22 protein-coding genes are annotated in these 18528 nt (G+C 42.6%); 4 read left to right on the forward strand and 18 right to left on the reverse strand.

Features of this window, described 5'->3' with window-relative positions; all coding sequences use genetic code 11:
- Positions 1-211: 211 nt before the first annotated feature.
- Positions 212-679 (forward strand): TspO/MBR family protein, encoded by a 468-nt coding sequence (locus tag ACH2DQ_RS16765; protein ID WP_394915678.1) that lies wholly within the window; start codon positions 212-214, stop codon positions 677-679.
- Positions 680-771: 92 nt separating this feature from the next.
- On the opposite strand, the gene ACH2DQ_RS16770 is transcribed toward ACH2DQ_RS16765, so the two are convergent.
- Complete coding sequence (locus tag ACH2DQ_RS16770) at positions 772-1596, reverse strand: alpha/beta fold hydrolase (RefSeq protein ID WP_394915677.1); 825 nt, start codon at positions 1594-1596, stop codon at positions 772-774.
- Position 1597: 1 nt separating this feature from the next.
- Positions 1598-2287 (reverse strand): GNAT family N-acetyltransferase, encoded by a 690-nt coding sequence (locus ACH2DQ_RS16775; protein WP_394915676.1) that lies wholly within the window; start codon positions 2285-2287, stop codon positions 1598-1600.
- Positions 2288-2291: 4 nt separating this feature from the next.
- On the opposite strand from ACH2DQ_RS16775, the gene ACH2DQ_RS16780 reads away from it, so the two are divergent.
- Positions 2292-2513 carry a DUF6783 domain-containing protein gene (locus ACH2DQ_RS16780; RefSeq protein WP_394915675.1) on the forward strand — a complete coding sequence of 74 codons (222 nt, stop codon included), beginning with the start codon at positions 2292-2294 and terminating at the stop codon, positions 2511-2513.
- Here ACH2DQ_RS16780 and ACH2DQ_RS16785 read toward each other — a convergent pair.
- The 4 genes from ACH2DQ_RS16785 to ACH2DQ_RS16800 all read right to left on the reverse strand — a co-directional run bounded on the left by ACH2DQ_RS16785 (position 2476) and on the right by ACH2DQ_RS16800 (position 6286).
- A complete protein-coding gene (locus ACH2DQ_RS16785) occupies positions 2476-2655 on the reverse strand; it encodes a cation transporter (protein WP_394915674.1) in 180 nt (59 codons plus the stop codon). The two genes, ACH2DQ_RS16780 and ACH2DQ_RS16785, sit on opposite strands and share 38 nt — an antisense overlap.
- 54 nt (positions 2656-2709) lie before the next feature.
- Positions 2710-3012, reverse strand: coding sequence for a metal-sensing transcriptional repressor (locus ACH2DQ_RS16790; RefSeq protein WP_394915673.1), 303 nt, complete (start codon positions 3010-3012; stop codon positions 2710-2712).
- 21 nt (positions 3013-3033) lie between these two features.
- Positions 3034-5274 (reverse strand): heavy metal translocating P-type ATPase, encoded by a 2241-nt coding sequence (locus tag ACH2DQ_RS16795; protein WP_394915672.1) that lies wholly within the window; start codon positions 5272-5274, stop codon positions 3034-3036.
- A gap of 166 nt (positions 5275-5440) precedes the next feature.
- Positions 5441-6286, reverse strand: a complete 846-nt coding sequence (locus ACH2DQ_RS16800; RefSeq protein WP_394915671.1) for a PHP domain-containing protein — start codon at positions 6284-6286, stop codon at positions 5441-5443.
- Between the two features lie 318 nt (positions 6287-6604).
- On the opposite strand from ACH2DQ_RS16800, the gene ACH2DQ_RS16805 reads away from it, so the two are divergent.
- Positions 6605-7606: a Cof-type HAD-IIB family hydrolase gene (locus tag ACH2DQ_RS16805; RefSeq protein ID WP_394915670.1), complete on the forward strand. Its 1002-nt coding sequence runs from the start codon at positions 6605-6607 to the stop codon at positions 7604-7606.
- A 282-nt stretch (positions 7607-7888) separates the two neighbouring features.
- Here the strand turns inward: ACH2DQ_RS16805 and ACH2DQ_RS16810 are convergent, their stop codons facing one another.
- Genes ACH2DQ_RS16810 through ACH2DQ_RS16860 form a run of 11 tightly spaced genes read right to left on the reverse strand, consistent with a single transcriptional unit; the run spans position 7889 to position 18243 of the window.
- Positions 7889-10009: an RNA degradosome polyphosphate kinase gene (locus ACH2DQ_RS16810; protein ID WP_394915669.1), complete on the reverse strand. Its 2121-nt coding sequence runs from the start codon at positions 10007-10009 to the stop codon at positions 7889-7891.
- 14 nt (positions 10010-10023) lie between these two features.
- Positions 10024-11541 (reverse strand): exopolyphosphatase, encoded by a 1518-nt coding sequence (locus ACH2DQ_RS16815; protein WP_394915685.1) that lies wholly within the window; start codon positions 11539-11541, stop codon positions 10024-10026.
- A 31-nt stretch (positions 11542-11572) separates the two neighbouring features.
- Positions 11573-12871, reverse strand: coding sequence for an ATP-binding protein (locus ACH2DQ_RS16820; RefSeq protein ID WP_394915668.1), 1299 nt, complete (start codon positions 12869-12871; stop codon positions 11573-11575).
- Between the two features lies 1 nt (position 12872).
- Positions 12873-12941 (reverse strand): DUF6783 domain-containing protein, encoded by a 69-nt coding sequence (locus ACH2DQ_RS16825; protein ID WP_395027515.1) that lies wholly within the window; start codon positions 12939-12941, stop codon positions 12873-12875.
- Between the two features lie 19 nt (positions 12942-12960).
- Positions 12961-14091 (reverse strand): prephenate dehydratase, encoded by a 1131-nt coding sequence (gene pheA, locus ACH2DQ_RS16830; protein WP_394915667.1) that lies wholly within the window; start codon positions 14089-14091, stop codon positions 12961-12963.
- On the reverse strand, positions 14084-14899 hold the full coding sequence (gene folK / locus ACH2DQ_RS16835) for a 2-amino-4-hydroxy-6-hydroxymethyldihydropteridine diphosphokinase (RefSeq protein ID WP_394915666.1): 816 nt from the start codon (positions 14897-14899) through the stop codon (positions 14084-14086). The genes pheA and folK overlap by 8 nt, the downstream gene beginning before the upstream one ends.
- A complete protein-coding gene (folP, locus tag ACH2DQ_RS16840; RefSeq protein ID WP_394915665.1) occupies positions 14887-15723 on the reverse strand; it encodes a dihydropteroate synthase in 837 nt (278 codons plus the stop codon). The genes folK and folP overlap by 13 nt, the downstream gene beginning before the upstream one ends.
- Positions 15724-15761: 38 nt before the next feature.
- On the reverse strand, positions 15762-16244 hold the full coding sequence (locus ACH2DQ_RS16845; RefSeq protein ID WP_394915664.1) for an HD domain-containing protein: 483 nt from the start codon (positions 16242-16244) through the stop codon (positions 15762-15764).
- Positions 16245-16253: 9 nt separating this feature from the next.
- Positions 16254-16808: a GTP cyclohydrolase I FolE gene (folE, locus tag ACH2DQ_RS16850; protein WP_394915663.1), complete on the reverse strand. Its 555-nt coding sequence runs from the start codon at positions 16806-16808 to the stop codon at positions 16254-16256.
- Positions 16808-18103: a bifunctional folylpolyglutamate synthase/dihydrofolate synthase gene (locus ACH2DQ_RS16855; RefSeq protein WP_394915662.1), complete on the reverse strand. Its 1296-nt coding sequence runs from the start codon at positions 18101-18103 to the stop codon at positions 16808-16810. The genes folE and ACH2DQ_RS16855 overlap by 1 nt, the downstream gene beginning before the upstream one ends.
- A gap of 11 nt (positions 18104-18114) precedes the next feature.
- Positions 18115-18243 (reverse strand): DUF6783 domain-containing protein, encoded by a 129-nt coding sequence (locus ACH2DQ_RS16860; protein WP_395027512.1) that lies wholly within the window; start codon positions 18241-18243, stop codon positions 18115-18117.
- On the opposite strand from ACH2DQ_RS16860, the gene ACH2DQ_RS16865 reads away from it, so the two are divergent.
- On the forward strand, positions 18187-18357 hold the full coding sequence (locus ACH2DQ_RS16865; protein ID WP_394915683.1) for a DUF6783 domain-containing protein: 171 nt from the start codon (positions 18187-18189) through the stop codon (positions 18355-18357). The two genes, ACH2DQ_RS16860 and ACH2DQ_RS16865, sit on opposite strands and share 57 nt — an antisense overlap.
- 13 nt (positions 18358-18370) lie before the next feature.
- On the opposite strand, the gene ACH2DQ_RS16870 is transcribed toward ACH2DQ_RS16865, so the two are convergent.
- Positions 18371-18528: DUF6783 domain-containing protein (locus tag ACH2DQ_RS16870; RefSeq protein ID WP_395027517.1), on the reverse strand; the 158-nt coding region annotated here is incomplete at its 5' end.

Raw genomic sequence — 18528 nt, forward strand, 5'->3', positions numbered from 1 at the left:
TAGAACACCAGCCTTCCAAGCTGGATACGTGGGTTCGATTCCCATCACCCGCTTATTTTTTTGCTCAAATATATTACTATCTGTTCATTTTCTATAATTACTCCATAATCTTTTTATAATCCCTTATTTACCTTTCAGACAGGAGTTTCTTCCATATTTCCTTCATATATACAACATTTGCTACATATATTGAAAGAAACAGGATTAAAATATGAAGATTAAATTTGATAAATTATGGATCAGCATCTTAATTCCGCTGGCAGTCGGGCAGATATCCGCCCTGCTGACCCGCAGCCCATCAGCTGCCTATGAAATGCTGAATAAATCATCTGTCAGCCCTCCCGGTGCAATATTTCCCATTGTATGGACTATTTTGTATATTTTAATGGGAATTTCCTGCTATCTTATCATTACTTCCGGTAGTGAAGATACAAAAAATGCATTATTTTGGTATGCATTGCAGCTAACTCTTAATTTTTTCTGGAGTCTGATCTTTTTTAACCTGCAGCTTTACTTATTCGCTTTTGTCTGGTTGCTCCTATTAATTGCAGTTATTATTGTAATGATCATGAAATTCTACAAAATCGATCCTTTGGCTGCTTATTTGCAGATCCCATATCTTCTATGGTGCATATTTGCAGCATACTTGAATTTATCCATCTACTTATTGAACAAATAATAACATACTTCCATGAAGTTAAGCAAAAAGTATCTTCTCCCCTAGAAAGAAAAGATACTTTTTGGCTTAGTTTTCACTTATTGATTTCCGATTTATGTACTGCTTACTTCTGTCCTCTGTATCCACTCCTTCACAAGTGAATGGAATAACCCCGGATGCTCAATCTGCAAATTATGCCCCGCCATATCCAGTACTGCAAATGTTCCCCTGGGGTAATCTCCCATGATGTTCCATAAATCCTCATATCCTACGCAGTTATCCTGACGCCCGGCAAGTAATAGAACGGGTTTCTCAAATTTTAATTCTCGGCTTATCCTATCTATATCCCAGGAAAAAGCATAGTTATTCTGCAGCGTTTCTATAAAAGGTGTATCTGCCATTTTCAGGCCTGGAAGAATGTCATCCCGGAAACGCTGATAGACATCCTGGTTTGCAACTACTGCATATCCGCAATAAGCTTCTCTTTCTTCCTGAGAGAGTCCCCTTAAAAATGTTTCATCATACATCAAGGCTGCTTTTTCCGGCACATTACGCTTGCTATGCTTTGGTACGATTACCGGACAAATCATAAGGAGCCCGTCTACATCCTTGTATAACCTGGTCACAATCCCCCTTGCCAGATAGCCCCCATAGGATTCTCCCGCAATCAGGAATGGTCCATTCGTCATTTTGTTAATAAATGCTATTAAAGTTTCCAGTATCTTATCTGAACTTCCGGCTGAAAGCGGGGCATTTGTCTCTCCCATCCCGGGTAAATCTATATAGATACGCTGATATCCCTGATGCCCCTGGAATACCGGTTCCATACATCCGGACATTAACCGGTAATCACATCCACAGCCGTGAAGCATGATGACCGGCTTTCCCTCTCCTCTCACTTCATAATGGAGTTGTATTCCATTAATGCACTCCTGCATGCTAATCTTCCTCCTTTTTATCGGGTGCTATTCTGGGCTTTCCCATAAAAGTTCTGTCCTCATCCACAAAACCGAACTGCTTATAAAATTCATGGGCATCCTGTGTTGCCAATATTCCTCGCAAAGAGGATATTTCCTCATTTTCCTGGATTGCCGTAAGCAAAGCCTTCCCTATGCCAGCTCCCCGGTATTGTTCATCTACCACCACATCGCAAAGATAAAAGGTCGTGGCATAATCTGTCAGCACACGTGCAAATGCAATCTGTTCCCCATTGTCAATGCGAAATGCTCCATAACACAGAGAATTGTCAATTGACTTTTTTATGGTTTCCATATCCCTGGCATTTGCCCAGTAAGTCTGACCCAGCAGATTTTTAATTTTATCCGGCTGCATCCATTCATTTCCATGCATGATTGTAAACTGATCCATTACCACTGCATCGTGATTTTTCTTTTCTTCTAATTTGTTGCATGTTGCCGCTTCTAAAATCTCATAAGCATCCTCATTTACAGCCACGGATACTCCAGCTTCATCTTTCGCCCAGACACCGCCGTACCAGGTGTCATTGACCATCAGAATATCTCCATCGTTGAAATCATCAAATTCTGTGCTGTGGATAATTTTGATCTTGTCTTCCTTTTTCGCTTTGTGCTTCAATTTCGCCACCTCTTCCATTTTTAATTGTTCCATACAGATGTGCATACTTATAACGATTAAAAAAGAAGTGATTCATTCATATAAGAATCCCTTCTTTTTCTGCCTTATCTCAACATTTGCCCCGAATTCAGGTTACATAGCACGCTTGTCGGTCTTCATCCGGGGCAAATCTTTCACCAACTGTGATGTACGTTTGTCAGAAAATAATACAAAAGTACGTTCTAAAAACCCAGATCATCCAGAATTTCTTTTGCGGTAGCAATACATTTTTCACATCCGTCAATGGAAACTGTTTTATCTGCCAGGTTTACTTCATAGGTAAGTCCTGCCTTGTCAAAAGCTTTACTGATTCTTTCTACGCATTTTTCGCAATGCATTTCCTCTACTTTTAATACTGTCATAATTTACACTCCTTTTTCATTATTATTTTTATCTATAAATTCATTTTAGAATTTCTATTTCATGAGCTTCTGAATGGTTTTACACAATTCATCCACTACTTCGTCATTTCCACCCCGTATATCTTCCACCACACAGGATTTAATATGATTTGCCAGCAGGCTTTTATTGAAACTGTTCAGCGCTGACTGGATGGCGGAAACCTGTGTTAAAATGTCCACACAATACCGCTCTTCTTCCACCATGTTCTTAATTCCCCGTATCTGCCCTTCGATACGGTTCAGACGGTAAACCAGATCCTTATATTCCTTATCTTCCCTATGCTTATGTTTTTCGCAATTACATATTTCTTCGCTCATCTGTCCACCTCTTCATCTTTTTTATAACTTCAGCCGTTTCAGGCGAAGCGCGTTGCTGACTACGAAAACGGAACTGAAGGACATTGCAAGCCCTGCAAAAATAGGGTTCAGCAGCGGTCCGCCAAATGCATACAATACACCGGCTGCCACCGGAATTCCAATGGTATTAAAAATAAATGCCCAGAACAGATTCTCTTTGATATTCCGGATTGTGGCTTTACTCAGTTTGATAGCCCGGTATACATCCTGCAGATCTGATCTCATTAATACCACATCACTGGATTCCATAGCAATATCACTGCCGCTTCCGATTGCAGTTCCCACGTCAGCCTGCACCAGTGCAGGAGCATCATTGATGCCGTCTCCAACCATCATGACTTTTTTGCCCTGTTTCTGCAGGTCGGCTACCACTGCTGCTTTATCACCAGGAAGTACTTCTGCAATTACATGATCCACGTGTGCCTGTTTTCCAATATACTGGGCCGTTCGTTTATTGTCGCCTGTAAGCATGGTCACGGTGATCCCCAGTTTCTTCATATCATCAATTGCCTTGGTACTGGTTTCCTTCATGGTATCGGCTACGCTGACAATCCCTTTAAGCGCCCCTCCAATTACTACAAACATTGGTGTCTGGCCTTTATCTGCGATTGAATCTGCTGACTGCTTCATACTGCCCAGATCGATCCCCAGGTCTGATATCATCCGTTCATTTCCAATATATACTTCATCTCCTGCAAATTCTGCTTTAATTCCTTTTCCGGTAATGCTTTCAAATGCTTCCGGCTCTGTTAATGCAATCCCTTTGTTTTTCGCATCTTCTACGATTGCTCTTCCCAGAGGATGTTCGGAATCCCGCTCACAGGATGCCGTAATCCGCAGCAATTCCTCTGCGTCCATATCAGGACTTACGATTTCAACAACTCTTGGTTTTCCTTCTGTAACGGTTCCTGTCTTATCCAGAACAACGGCATCAATTTTATGGGTGATTTCTAAAGCTTCCCCGCTCTTAATCAGGATTCCGTACTTGGCACCAAGCCCTGTACCAACCATAATTGCGGTAGGTGTTGCCAGTCCCAGGGCGCATGGGCATGCAATTACTAATACGGATACGAATATGGTTAAAACAAACGCCAGATCATGCCCAGCCAAAGCCCAGATAATTGCTGCAACAACTGCAATTACAATAACTGCCGGTACAAAATACCCCGCCACGGTATCTGCCAGTTTGGATATTGGCGCTTTCTTGCCCTGCGCATCTTCCATCAGTTTAATGATTTTAGCCAATGTAGTATCACTGCCCGTATGGGTTACTTCTACCTGCATGGATCCGTTATAATTTATACTGCCGCCAATCACTTCACTGCCAGCACTTTTCTCTACCGGAATGCTTTCTCCCGTCAGCATAGATTCATCCACGCTGCTGCTTCCGCTGACCACCACTCCATCCAAAGGAACTCGGCTGCCGGGACGGATCAATAACAGATCACCTTTTTTTACTTCCGTTGTGGGAATTTCCATTTCCGTTTTGTCCCGTAATACCACTGCTACATCCGGAGCCAGTTCCATTAATTTCTGAATTGCTTCCGACGTCTTTCCTTTACTGCGGCTCTCCAGATATTTACCAAGCATTACAAGTGTTACAACTACCGCTGCTGATTCATAATACAGACGCTCTACGTACATATGGGATGATGGTATTAATGCCGTCATCACAAGGCTGTAAATATAGGCACTTCCCGTACCGATTGCCACCAGAGAGTCCATATTTGGATGTCCTCGAAATAATGTTTTAAATCCGATTATATAAAATTTTCTTCCGCAGATTAATATAAATGTGGTAAGAATCAACTGCGCTAATGCAAAGTTCAGGGGCTGTTCATGCATATCCAGGAATCCCGGCAGTGGCAGCGGGAACGGGATCATATGCCCCATGGAAATATAAAGCAGGGGAACCGCAAGTACAATACTGATTATCAGTCTACGTTTGATCTTATGAGATGCTTCTTCCCGCTCCTCTTTTTCTTCCTTTACTTTCTTTTCATCTTTTAAAACTTCCTGTTCCGCCGCAAAGCCTGCCCGTTCCACCCGGTTCATGATATCTTCCGGCGATACCTTCTCTTCTTCATACTCAATGGTCATCTTATTGGTTGCCAGATTGACATCGCTTCTCGTTACACCATCCATCTTTCTGGTAACCCTTTCAACTGCGCTGCTGCAGGATGCACACGTCATTCCTTTTATGATATAGACTTCTGTCTTCATATCTATTCCTCCTTCCATATACCCCTATGGGGTATGTAAATATCATAGTCTATATCATAGGATTTGTCAATTACCTTTTTTTATTTATTTTTATTTTATTCCCGCGGGCAACGAGCCAAACGGACACGCTGGCGCGTCCATTTGGCGACTGCAGCGGTGTTTTTGACTATTTTTCCCGTGCCTCACGCAACTGCTTAAGAATATCATAGGATATTTTAAGATTACCTCTTCCGCATCCCAGGTCGATACCAGGCTTACGGGAACCATGAAAATCAGAACCGCCGCTGATTTGAAGTCCATGCAGACGTGCCATGCGCCGAACCGTACTTTCATCGAAACCAGCGTGTGTGGAATATATAGCTTCAATTCCAATGAGACCCGCTTTTTTCAATTCCTCTAACAGGGTATCCATCTCTTCTTCTTTTAAATGATACAGAAGCGGATGTGCAAGGATCGGAATTCCTCCGGTCTGTCGGATCAGACGGACAGCCTGGACAGGTGTCACTTTTTCCCGGGGAACAAAGTAAGGGCAATCGTCTCCGATATAATTCTTAAATGCATCGCGCATGTCCTTCACATAGCCACATTCTAAAAGATAACTTGCAAAATGAGCCCTTGTCCATACTGCATCCTGATACCGCTCCTTCATCTTCTCCCAGGTAATATCAATTCCACCCTCCCGCAGTTTCTGTATCATTTTCCGGTTACGTATATCCCTGGAATCCTGGAATCTCCGGGTCTGGCTTATAAATACAGGACTTTTATAATCGAATTCCAATCCCACAATATGAATATCCCGCCCCATATATTCTGTAGAAAACTCAATCCCTGGAATTACTTCTATTTCTTTTTCTTTGGCTGCTTCAAATGCCTCTTCCAGCCCCGCTGTAGTATCATGGTCCGTCAGCGCAAATGCTGCCAGATTTTTCCGAACCGCATAATCTACTAACTCTGCCGGCGTAAAAGTGCCGTCAGAACAATTGGAATGTACATGTAAATCTATATATTTCATTTGCATTACCTTTCGTACTGCAGGCAGAACTGCAATACGCCTTTCTGTTACTCTATCCACGTCTTAAATATGCTTTTTTGTCCTTTTTAGTATACCCCCTATTGAGCGAGAATACAAGCGGGTGGAATCTTCAAACCGTTTCTGAGTCATTCCATAAGTTATCACATACCCCCACGGGGTAATCCACATGTTTTGAAAAACTTTTTTCGTTTCATTTTCCTTGTCTTCTCCTCCACTTTTAGGTATAATAATTTTCAGAGTGTATTTTTTATACCCAACAAATAAGCAGGTGCCCGCAGGCATCCAAATGGAGGAATTATGACATTTCGTGAATTATATATGAACGGGTCAATTGAATTTGATGAAATTTTCGATTATACCAGCAAGTGGAATTTCAGTGATGATACGCGTACCTTACGTGAATATCTGGGATTGACGGCTGCTGAGGAAGATATCTGGATCAGTGACAGCGATGAAGCACTGGAAGATTTTATGGAAAATGAAAAGAAAACGAAAATCTTATTTTTGGACCTGGACGGTACCCTATTAAATGATGACAAAGAAATTACCCCAGGCAACCAGAAAGCTATCCAAAAGGCATTAAAGCAGGGACATAAGATTGTAATTACCACCGGACGTCCTCTAGCCAGCGCGATTGTACTTTCCAAAGAACTGGGTTTAACACAGGACGGCTGCTATGCAATTGCATTTAACGGCGCAGAAATCTATGACTTATATCATAAAAAAACGGTTTATAAAGAAACGCTTCCCCTTGACTATGTCCGCTATCTCTTAGATGCTGCACACGCACAGGGACTGCATTCCCAAACCTATTCAGACACCCATATTCTCTCAGAACACGATACTCCTGCACTGCACAGATACGAATCTCTTACGAACCTGACCTCCAGAATTGTACCGGATGTCATGACAGAATTAACCACGGAGCCTGGGAAAGTAATCGTTATTGACTATGAAAATCATGATAAACTGGTGCATTTCCAGGAATCCGTTGCAGATTGGGCAGCCGGGAAGACGGAATATATCTTTTCCTGTCCCCAGTACCTGGAGTTTGTGGCACCAGGAATGTCAAAAGGACATGCTATTGAAGTATTATGCGGTATCCTGGGCATCCCCAAATGCAACACAATCGCTGCCGGAGACGCTCCTAATGATATCTCAATGCTGGAAACAGCGGAAATCGGCGTCGTTATGAAAAATGCAGCCGAAGATATAAAAAAATATGGAGACTACATAACGCAAAAAGACAATAACCATGACGGTATTGCTGAAGTGATTGAAAAATTTCTCTTGTATTAACAAAAAAGCAGGATTTAGGGATTGATATGTGCTCCCTATTTCCTGCTTTTTTAAATTAAATCATACTTTTAAACTCTTTTCTTTCAATGCGAAATCTATTTTTAAGCACTTTCTATATGAAATCCACTTTTTGAAGCTCTTTCAATATCGAATCACGTTTTTAAATCTCGACAATACGAAATCCACTTTTAAAGCTCTTCGATACCGAATCCACTTCTTAAATCTCCTTCAATATCAAATCCATATTTAAAGCTCTTTCAATACAAAATCCCCTTTTTATATTCAGCTGTCAATAGGTGCAGCCGGAATAAATACCCGGTCTTTCACAACGTCTTCTGGTTTTGCCGCTCTCTCCACTGCTTCTTCACAAAAATATTCCTGGGAATTCATTTTAACCTTGCCTCTTCTGTCCACTTTTTCATAGCTTCCGTCCGGCTGTAAAATATGTGCTTTCACGTTATCTTCCAGCTGAATCTGGAGAATGTGAATCACTTCCATCTTCAGACGCTCACTTTCAACGGGGAAGAGGATTTCCACACGTTTATCCAGGTTACGGGGCATCCAGTCCGCACTTCCCATATAGACCTCTTTGCTCCCATTGTGGTAAAAATAGAAGATACGGCTGTGTTCCAAAAAGTTGCCTACGATTGAACGAACCGTAATATTCTCACTCACACCCGGAATCCCTACCTTCAGACAGCAGATTCCCCGAATAATCAGATCAACTTTTACGCCAGCCGCCGATGCTTCATAAAGGGCTGCAATAATATCTTTATCACATAGAGAATTCATTTTAGCGATAATATGTGCCGGTTTCCCTTCCAACGCATTTCTGGTCTCTCGCCGAATCAGTTTTAAGAATCGGTTTCTCAGCCAGATCGGCGCCACTGCCAGCTTATTCCAGCTCTTTGGCTCAGAATAACCGGAAAGCATATTGAATACAGCCGTTGCATCTTCCCCGATGGGTTCTGAACAGGTCAAAAGTCCGCAGTCAGTATATAACTTTGCCGTAGCATCATTGTAATTCCCGGTTCCCAGATGGACATAACGGCGGATTCCGTCTTCTTCTCTGCGGACCACCAGAGTAATCTTGCTGTGAGTCTTTAATCCCACCAGTCCATAGATTACATGGCACCCGGCTTTCTCCAGCATTTTCGCCCATACAATATTATTTTCTTCATCAAAACGGGCTTTTAATTCTACCAGAACCGATACCTGTTTGCCGTTTTCAGCAGCCTGTGCGAGCGCAGCGATAATCGGTGAATTTCCGCTGACCCTATACAGTGTTTGCTTAATAGCCAGAACATCAGGATCTTTTGCCGCCTGCTTCACAAAGTCTACTACCGGATTAAAGGTCATAAATGGATGATGGAGCAGAATATCTCCACTGCGGATCTGGGTAAAGATATCCTCATCACCCATCATATCGGGAACAGGCTGGGGATGATAGGATTCATATTTCAAATGGTCGAATCCGTCCAGTCCGTACATTTTCATCAGGAAAGTCAGATCCAGGGGACCATTGATGGTAAAGATCTCTTCTTCTTTAATGCCAAATTCTTTCTTTAACACCTTCAGGAGATGTTTATCCATCTTATCTTCGATTTCCAGGCGGATGACCTCACCCCATTGGCGCTTTTTCAGCTGGCGCTGTATTTCTTTTAAGAGGTCTGCAGCCTCATCTTCATCAATGGTTAAGTCTGCATTTCGCATGATTCTGTAGGGATGGGCACAGATTACGTTATAATTTAAGAACAGCTTCTGGATATTACGCTCAATGACTTCTTCCAGAAGGATTACCCTTTTTTCTCCCTTTTTCCCCTCCGGCAGGCGGATAATCCTGGGCAGTACGGAAGGAACCTGAACCGTAGCAAACTCCGTCTCTCCCTTTTTTGAAATCAATGCCCCGATATTCAAAGATTTATTACGGATCAAAGGAAATGGCCTGGAAGAATCCATAGCCATTGGAGTCAGTACCGGATAGACATTTTCTTCAAAATACTGATCAACAAATGCACCCTGTTCTTTGCTTAAATCCTCATGGCAGACTACTACTTCCAGTCCCTGCTGCTTTAAAGCCGGCAAAAGAGAACGGTTATAAGTGGAGTACTGTAAGTTTACCAACTCATGCACTTCATCTAAAATCATGTCGATCTGTTCGGTGGCCGTTAAGCCTGCGATATCTTTTTTCGTATAACCGGCATGCACCATGTCTTTTAAAGATGCCACACGGATCATAAAAAATTCATCCAGGTTGGATGCTGTAATACTTAAGAATTTCAACCGTTCGAATAACGGAAGGGATTTATCCCTGGCTTCGCTCAGGACTCTGTCATTAAATCCTACCCAGCTGGATTCCCGGTTGGTATAAAATTCAGGTTTTGTATAATCGATTTGTTCCATCTGTCTCCCCCCTGTTACATTAATTTTTTCTGTTTAATCACTGGCCGCACGCTGAATACTTCCTGGAAAAAATCAGCTTTTTCCTGAAACAGTCCCTTTTCCAATGTGATATCTTCCTGGGTTTCTGCGATAATCAATAATTCATTTTCCCGAAACGCCAGCCTGACATCCCGGAACTTCTGTTTGTGGCTGCGGTCAAGAGCATTCGCTACACGGAGAATAGCGGTTAACTTGGCAATCCTTAAGTATTCATCTTTGCTGATCTCCGTTATCCGTCCTTCTGTCACATCGTAATAAGAGAAATCCATGGTATTATATTTTACCACATTTGCGATGATTTCCCGTTCTACATGAGAGAGGCCGATAATCTCTGTTGCCATAATGATACTGTAAGAACATTCCGCAACGTTTGAGAGGCTGATGTACTTTCCGCAACCATGAAGTATCACCGCGATCCGAAGGAGCAGCCGGTCCCTGGCATTCATACCATGGACTTTTTTCAATTTATCAAAAATGGGTATTGCAAGATCTTCCAGGGCTTTAATGTGTCCTTTGTTGGATTGGTACCGTTTGGAGATATTTCTGGCAGCGGCAATAATATCATTGTCAAAATTATGAAGTGATTTGATTATTTTATTCTTCTGTGCAAATTCATATGCCATGCCGTCACACAGGGAAACGCCGGGCACCCAGATGGCCTCTGCTTCCATTTCTTCTAACAGGCGCTTATAGATGATGACCGATGGAATAATCAGAGATGCACTTTCATAGGGAATCTCATATGTCTCTGCTATATCCTCCGGTGATTTACAGATCACGGTATCATAAAGAGTCAAAAATTCTTCTTTTGTCAAAAAGGATTTTTTGGTAAGATCCAAAATATAGTCCCCAATGAGAATTACATTCTGGATCTCTCTTTCCTTCAAATATAACTTCTTAAAACCCAGTACCTCATTGTTAATCAGTTCTTCGATGAGAACTTCCATATGAGGCGTTTGATTTTCCATATCGGACAGACGTTCCCGGATACGCATATTGCCAAGGCGGATGTTCTGTGTGGTTACCAGGCTGTCTTTATCAAACAGGGAAATCTGCATACTGCCGCCTCCCACATCCAGAATGGCAGTTCCTTTTTGAATAATATTTGCAAATTCCGCTTCTCTGGATGCAATGGATTTGTAATCCAGAAATCGTTCCTCTGAATTTCCCAGGACTTCAATTTTAATGCCGGTGCGTTTTTCGATATAATCCAGCATAATTAACTTATTCTTGGTTTCCCGGACTGCACTGGTGGCACAGGCACGAAAAGCGTCTACACGGTAGCTTTTCATGATCAGTAGGAAATCCTGCAGTACACTGCAGAGTTCTTCCACCAGTTCCACACTGATCTTCCCTGTGCGGTAAGCATCCTTCCCCAATTCCATCCGGTGGCGGATGCAGTCGATTTCACGCATTCCCCGCCTGGATGAAAGTTCGAAAATCTTCATTTCTATTTCATAAGATCCCACATCAATTGCAGCATAAGTTGCCATAGTCACGATATCACCCCCATATAGTTTGTGTTTAATCCTGTATCTGACCTAATAAATAATCGATAAACTGCTGTGCTGTACGTCCTGACAGACCGCCATGCTGCAGTTCCCATTTATTTGCTTCCAGCAGCAGATCTTCCTCTTTCATATTTATATGATATCGCTCTGCCAGTGTCCGGACAATCTTCTGGAATTCTTTTTTGTCCGGAGCACAGAAGAAAATCTTAACGCCGAACCGGTATACCAGAGACAGCTTCTCCTGTACCGTATCGGATGAATGAAGGTCATCTCTGCGGCCCTCTTTATCACTGAATTGTTCACGTACCAGATGCCTGCGGTTTGAGGTGGCATAGATCAGTATGTTATCCGGCTTTTTCTCAAGACCTCCCTCGATTACAGCCTTCAGATATTTATACTCAATCTCAAACTCTTCAAAAGATAAATCATCCATATATATGATGAACTTATAATTTCGATTCTTGATCTGGGCAATGACTTCATTTAAATCCTGGAACTGGTGTTTATATATTTCAATAATGCGCAGCCCCTGATCATAGTACTGATTTAATATGCCTTTGATACTGGAAGATTTTCCGGTGCCGGCATCTCCGAACAGCAGGCAGTTGTTTGCTTTTCTGCCCTGGACAAACGCCTCCGTATTATCTATAAGTTTCTTTTTTGCAATTTCATATCCTACCAGATCGTCCAGATGTACATGGGCAATATTGGTAATGGGCACAATATGTACCCCATCTTCTTCATGTGCCACGCGGAACGCTTTATGAAGACCAAGCTTACCTACGCCGAAGTCTTTGTAAAAGGTAGTCATATCCTCCATGAATTCATCAATGCTTCTGGCATTTCCAAGCTTTACGCTCAGATCGCAGATGCGGTCCCGAATTCTTTTATTGAACATTTTGCTGTTTTCATTAATATTCTGGTAATTACTAATAAAACCAAAGCAGTTCACCTGTAGATATTTTTCCACCGGACCAAAATCATAATCAAACAGCTCCTTAATGATTTCAAAATCATGACGCACTAAGGCATTGATACTGCCATCCACGGGTCCTACAATCTCACAGGCTGTGCTAAAGGTATTTTCATTATTTACCAGCAGAAAGGTGAGGTAATTATGCCAGAGATTTTTTGAAAACCCATAGCTGCCCGCCAGTTCTACCAAACCGTGTATGCAGTCATAAAATAACGCCCGGATATCCTCCGCATTATAATATTCATTATTAAAATGCTCCATAATCCAGGTCATATCCTCCAGTACCTGTCCCTGCTCAAAGTTTCTGTATACAATTAATTCATTTACTCCTGCCATTTTAACTGCCTTGCCTTTCTTTAGAGCGTGTTTGAAAATTCATTCCCGTCATCTGCACGCCCCAGCGCATGATTGAAATTCCTTTAACTCTAATAATTTCCTAATATCTTCATATTGATTGCTTCTTCACGAATACCCCGAAGTGCATTTTTTACTGCACTGTCACTTAAATTCCCCTCAAAATCAATAAAGAACCGGTACTCCCAGTTTTTGCCCGGTATGGGCCTGGATTCTATTTTGCTCATATTCAGATTATTGTATATAAAATGAGAAAGCATGTTATACAGGGAACCGCTCTTATGAGGCACTTCGAAACAAATGCTGACTTTATCCGCATCCTTTCGGAAGATCCTCTGGTTGGTGGCAATAATAAATCTGGTGGAATTGACTTCGTTGTAGCATACCTGAACGCCCATATCCTGCAGTTCAAAAAATTCACCGGCAAAGGCACTGGCTATGGCTGCCTGAGTTTTATCCCGGTCATCCGAAACCTTCTTAGCCGCTACTGCCGTATTGTCAAGCGGAACTTGTTTCCAACCTCTGTGCTGGTCTAAGAACTGCTTGCACTGCATCAGCCCCTGGGGATGGGAATAGACGGTTTTTACTTCTTCCAGCTTTGTACCCGGAACCGTGAGCAGCTTATGTTCACAGCGGATCACCTGCTCAGCCACAATATAATTTTCAAAATCTACCAGCAGGTCATACATATCATTTACGATTCCGGCTGTAGAATTTTCGATTGGAAGAACCGCATAATCTGCAGAGCCTTCTGCAATTGCTTCCATGGCATCTTTCCAGGTTTCCACATGAAAAGCATTTACCTTGTCTCCAAAATACTCCTTCATGGCGGCATGGCTGTATGCCCCTTCCACTCCCTGGAATACCACCCTTATATTCTCTTTTTGGATCTCTTCCACTTCGATAAACGGCAGTCTTCCCACTGCACCTTTTTGTGCCAGAAGCTGATATTGCAATTTCCGGCTCATAGCCATGATCTGCTGGAATAACTCTTCCACGCCATGTTTATTAAAGTCATTGTGGGTCATTTGGGTAACTGCTTCTATTTTGGATGCTTCTCTTGCTTTATCAAATACTTTCTTACCGGTATCAATCTTGTATTCCGCAACCTGGCTGCTGACACTCATTCTTTTTTCAAACAATGCAACCATTTCCTTGTCAATACGGTCAATCTCATCTCTTAATTCTGTTAAATCAGTCATTTAATTCTCCCTTTAACTGTTCCATTGTTTTCTTTAGCAGCGGGTGTCTCTTATATGGCGCAATCTGAACCATCGGCTCCAATACAAAGTCTCTTAAATGCATTTCAATATGTGGAATGTGCAGATCTTCCGTATCCAAAATGATGTCATCATACAGCAGAATATCCAGATCCAGGGTTCTGGGACCCCAGCGGATTACCCGCTCCCTGCCTGCTTCCAATTCTATTTCATGGAGCTTTTCCAGCAATTCCTGCGGTGTAAAAAGAGTTTTGAGCTTCAGTGCTCCGTTTAAAAATTCATCCTGTTCTACCCCGCCATAAGGCGCTGTGGTAATCAGTTCCGATACTTTTTCTACCTGGCAGCCGTAGAGTTCATCCAGGGATTTTACGGCTCCCTGCAGATAGGAACTCTTGTCCCCCATATTGGATCCAATGGCAATATAAGCCGTATGCCACCCTCTCTTTATTTCCACCGCTACGGTATCCAAGGGAAGTCCAACCGGTGCCCAGGGCTTCTTAACCTCCAGCTTTACCTTTTTTAAATTGGCTACCTCGATCAACAATTCCATCGCCAGTTTTTCTGCAACCGTTTCAATAAGCTTAAAAGTATGGTTCTGCATAAACTCCGTAATAAAATGGCTCACATCTCCATAATGGATGGATTTGGTTAAGTCATCATTCATTCCCGCTTCTCTGGTATCCGTATACAGGGTTGCCGAAACAACAAACTTCTGCCCCAGTGTATTTTCTTCCGGAAAGACACCGTGGTGGCAGTATATTTCCAGATCTTTGATTTTTATTTTGTCCATGTATTCCTCCCGCTTCCGGCACGCCCGGTAATTGCCTCAGTCATCTTGATAATTCTCGCATTTGCCCGGATATCATGTACTCTTACAAATGCAGCTTTTTTCATGACACCTATTACGGTTGTGGCGAGGGTTCCCTCCAATCTCTCAGATGCAGGGAGATCCAGGGTCAGTCCAATCACTGATTTTCTGGAAGTTCCAAGTAGGATCGGATAGCCCAGTTCATGCATATACTCCAGCCTGTTGATCGTTTCCAGATTATTTTCATACGTCTTACCAAATCCCACGCCGGGATCTAAAATTAGATTCTGGTCTGGAATACCAGCCTTTTTTGCTATGGAGATCGTTTCTCTCAGATCCTGCAGCATATCCTTCATAAAATCCTGATAGTCTGCTTCCCTGCGGTTATGCATCAGACAACAGGGCACCTGATATTTAGCGATGACCCCAGCCAGTTCCTGATCATACTTCAGGCCCCAGATATCATTTACCAGATCTGCTCCTGCTTCCAGTGCCGCTCTGGCTACATGGCTTTTATAAGTATCGATGGATACCGGAACATCAAAACGGCTTTTCACAGCCTGAATTACCGGAACCACACGTGCAATTTCTTCTTCATCAGACAGCAGGGTATACCCCGGTCTGGTGGATTCTCCTCCGATATCGATGATATCGGCACCTTCCTCAATCATTTCCTCAGCATGCTTTAGTGCAGCATCCTCATCATTCCATTTTCCGCCATCGGAAAAGGAATCCGGCGTAACATTTAATATGCCCATAATATAAGTATGTTTATCTACATCAAAATCCCGATTGCCTATTCTCATCCCGTCTCTAACCACCTTTATATTCTGTTCTGCAATATTTATAATTCTATTTTCATATTTTTCTTTTCAGCACTCCAGCTGCACTGTTTTTCAGACTGGCATCCGTAGCAGCTTCTGGACATCTTATCTGCCCGGTAGATAATGCCTGCGAGACTCTTTTCATTTTTAATCCCGCTGTTTCTATGCTGGGCAATTGCATTTATAATCTCCATGCTCTCAGCCTCTGTAAAACCGCACTCCTTTAAAATCCCGGGGGCAATCCTGGCACTTGCCTCCTGATGAGGCGTACCGTCCATATACTGCTCGTGTCTCCCTATATCGTGTAAAAGAGCGGCCGCATAGATCCGCTCCTCTTTGATATTCAGTCCTTCTCTTAGATTTAGGATATACGCAAGTCTTGCCACATCCATAAAATGTGCCATATCATGCTTGCAGAAGATCCGGTCCGCTTCACATACACGAATTTTTCCCAGACAATCCCGGTAGGTCCGGTTTACTAATATTTCATTTACCCGATCCATCTATTTTGCCTACCTCAACATCTGATAAAACGTATTCTGAAGTTTTTCGTTATCCTGAAAAACACCTCTGGTAACCACCGTTACGGTTTTGGAACCCGGCTTTTTAATTCCCCGCATAGTCATGCACATATGCTCAGCTTCCACCATTACCATAACTCCCTGGGGATCCAGGTTATCCATAAATGCATCTGCGATCTGAGCAGTCAGCTGTTCCTGCAGCTGCAGGCGCTTTGCGAATACTTCTACCGTTCTTGCAATTTTACTGAGTCCTACCACAGAACCATTTGGCACATATGCAATATGTGCTTTTCCAAAGAACGGAAGCATATGATGTTCACAGGTAGAGTAAAATGTAATGTCTTTTTCCAGTACCATTTCGTTATTTTTCACATGAAAGCGTTTGCCAAGATGCTCCGCCGCATCCTCTTCCATTCCGCCTACAATCTCCGTATACATTCTTGCAATACGGTCCGGCGTCTCTATCAGTCCTTCTCTTGTGATGTCCTCGCCGATTCCTTCTAAAATAAGTCTGACGCCTTCTTTGATTTTATCCTGATCTATCATTATCGTAAATCCTCACTTTCTCCCATATCTCTGGTAATCTCTCCTAAAAAAGAAAGGGAACCAAAGGCAATGATCACATCGTCTTTTCCCGCCATTGACAGGCTCTTCTTAAGTGCATCTTTCATACTGTCCGCTGCTTCTACATGCTTATGGTACTCTGATGCCACTGCTGCCAGTTCCTGTGCCGGCAGTGCCCTGTCGTTATGTGGAGTTTCGATTGTAATAATTGCTTCCGCATATGGAGCGGTGGTTTTTAATATTTCTCTGTATTCTTTATCTTTAAAAACACCCATTATATAATATATTTTTTTATCCGGAAAGTACAGTTCTATGGATTCTTTTAATACCTGTGCCGCGTCCCGGTTATGTGCTCCGTCAATGATGAATACCGGCTCCCTGCGAATCAAGGTAAAGCGCCCCGGCCATCTTGTATGGGCAAATGCACTGCGCAGAACTTCCTGGGTAATCCGGTATCCCAGCCGTATTAGTCCATTTACCGCTTCTACTGCCAGCACTGCATTGGCAACCTGATAACTACCTGCCAGGGAGATCTTCAGATTGTCATATCCTCCGTAGGTAAAAGATTGTTCCTCATACCCGTAATGAATATCTTTTGCATTTTTGGGAGACGCAATCATCACTTGACAGTTTTTCTCCTTTGCAGTATCTAGTACTACCTGCATGGCCTCTTTCTTCTGCTGCATCGTGACTACCAGGGTATCCGGCTTTATAATACCGGCTTTCTTAGCTGCAATTTCCGCAATGGTTTCGCCAAGTATCCCCATATGATCCATACTAATCGATGCAATGACCTCCATAACCGTGGTTGTGATCACATTGGTTGCGTCGTCCAATCCTCCAAGCCCTGTTTCCAAAACAACAATATCACATTTTTTTTCTTTGAAATATAAAAAGGACAACGCCGTTTCAATCTCAAATGAAGTAGGATGGGGAAGCCCTTCCTCTTCCATGGCATCTGCCACCGCTTTTATTTCTGCCACATGTGCCGCCAGAGAATCCTTCTCAATAAAAACCTCATTTACCTGGATTCTTTCACGGTACCGGAACAGGGTGGGTGAAATATAACGTCCTACCCGGTAGCCGGCTTCCTTTAGGACAGTTGACAGATATGCCAGTACGCTGCCCTTGCCATTGGTTCCTGAAATATGGATAAACTTTAATTCATCCTGGGGATTATCAAGCCTTGCGAGCATTTCCTTCATGTTGTCAAGACCAAGTACACTTCCGTATTTAGCCGCATTGTCTAAATATACTCTTGCTTCTTCGTAGTTCATGATTCTCCAATCTATTTTTTAAATAATGATCTGATCATTATAATATAATTCTGCGTATCCTTTTCGTATCTTCTGTAACCTGAATTCGGGGCAAATATACCGCAAAGTGGGGCGTGCAGATGAAGGGAATGATTTTTCATACACGCTCTGGATTTCTCACAGTCACCGCAGTAAATGCGCTTACCTGCCGATACGTTACAATTCTACTTACTTTAATTGTTTATTATATTATATTTCTTAGCAAAATTCAATGAAATTGTGCGGATTTTAGGGATTTAAATCTATACATAAAGAACGAGCCCGGACAAAGAAGCTTTTTACAGTACTTCTTTGTCCGGACCCGTCCTTTGGAGCGTATTTGTGCAACGCTGTACTAGAGCGTGTTTTAAAATTGCTTTCTGGCAGCTGTGCGTCACACTTTGTGG

The sequence above is a fragment of the Robinsoniella sp. genome (assembly GCF_034124845.1).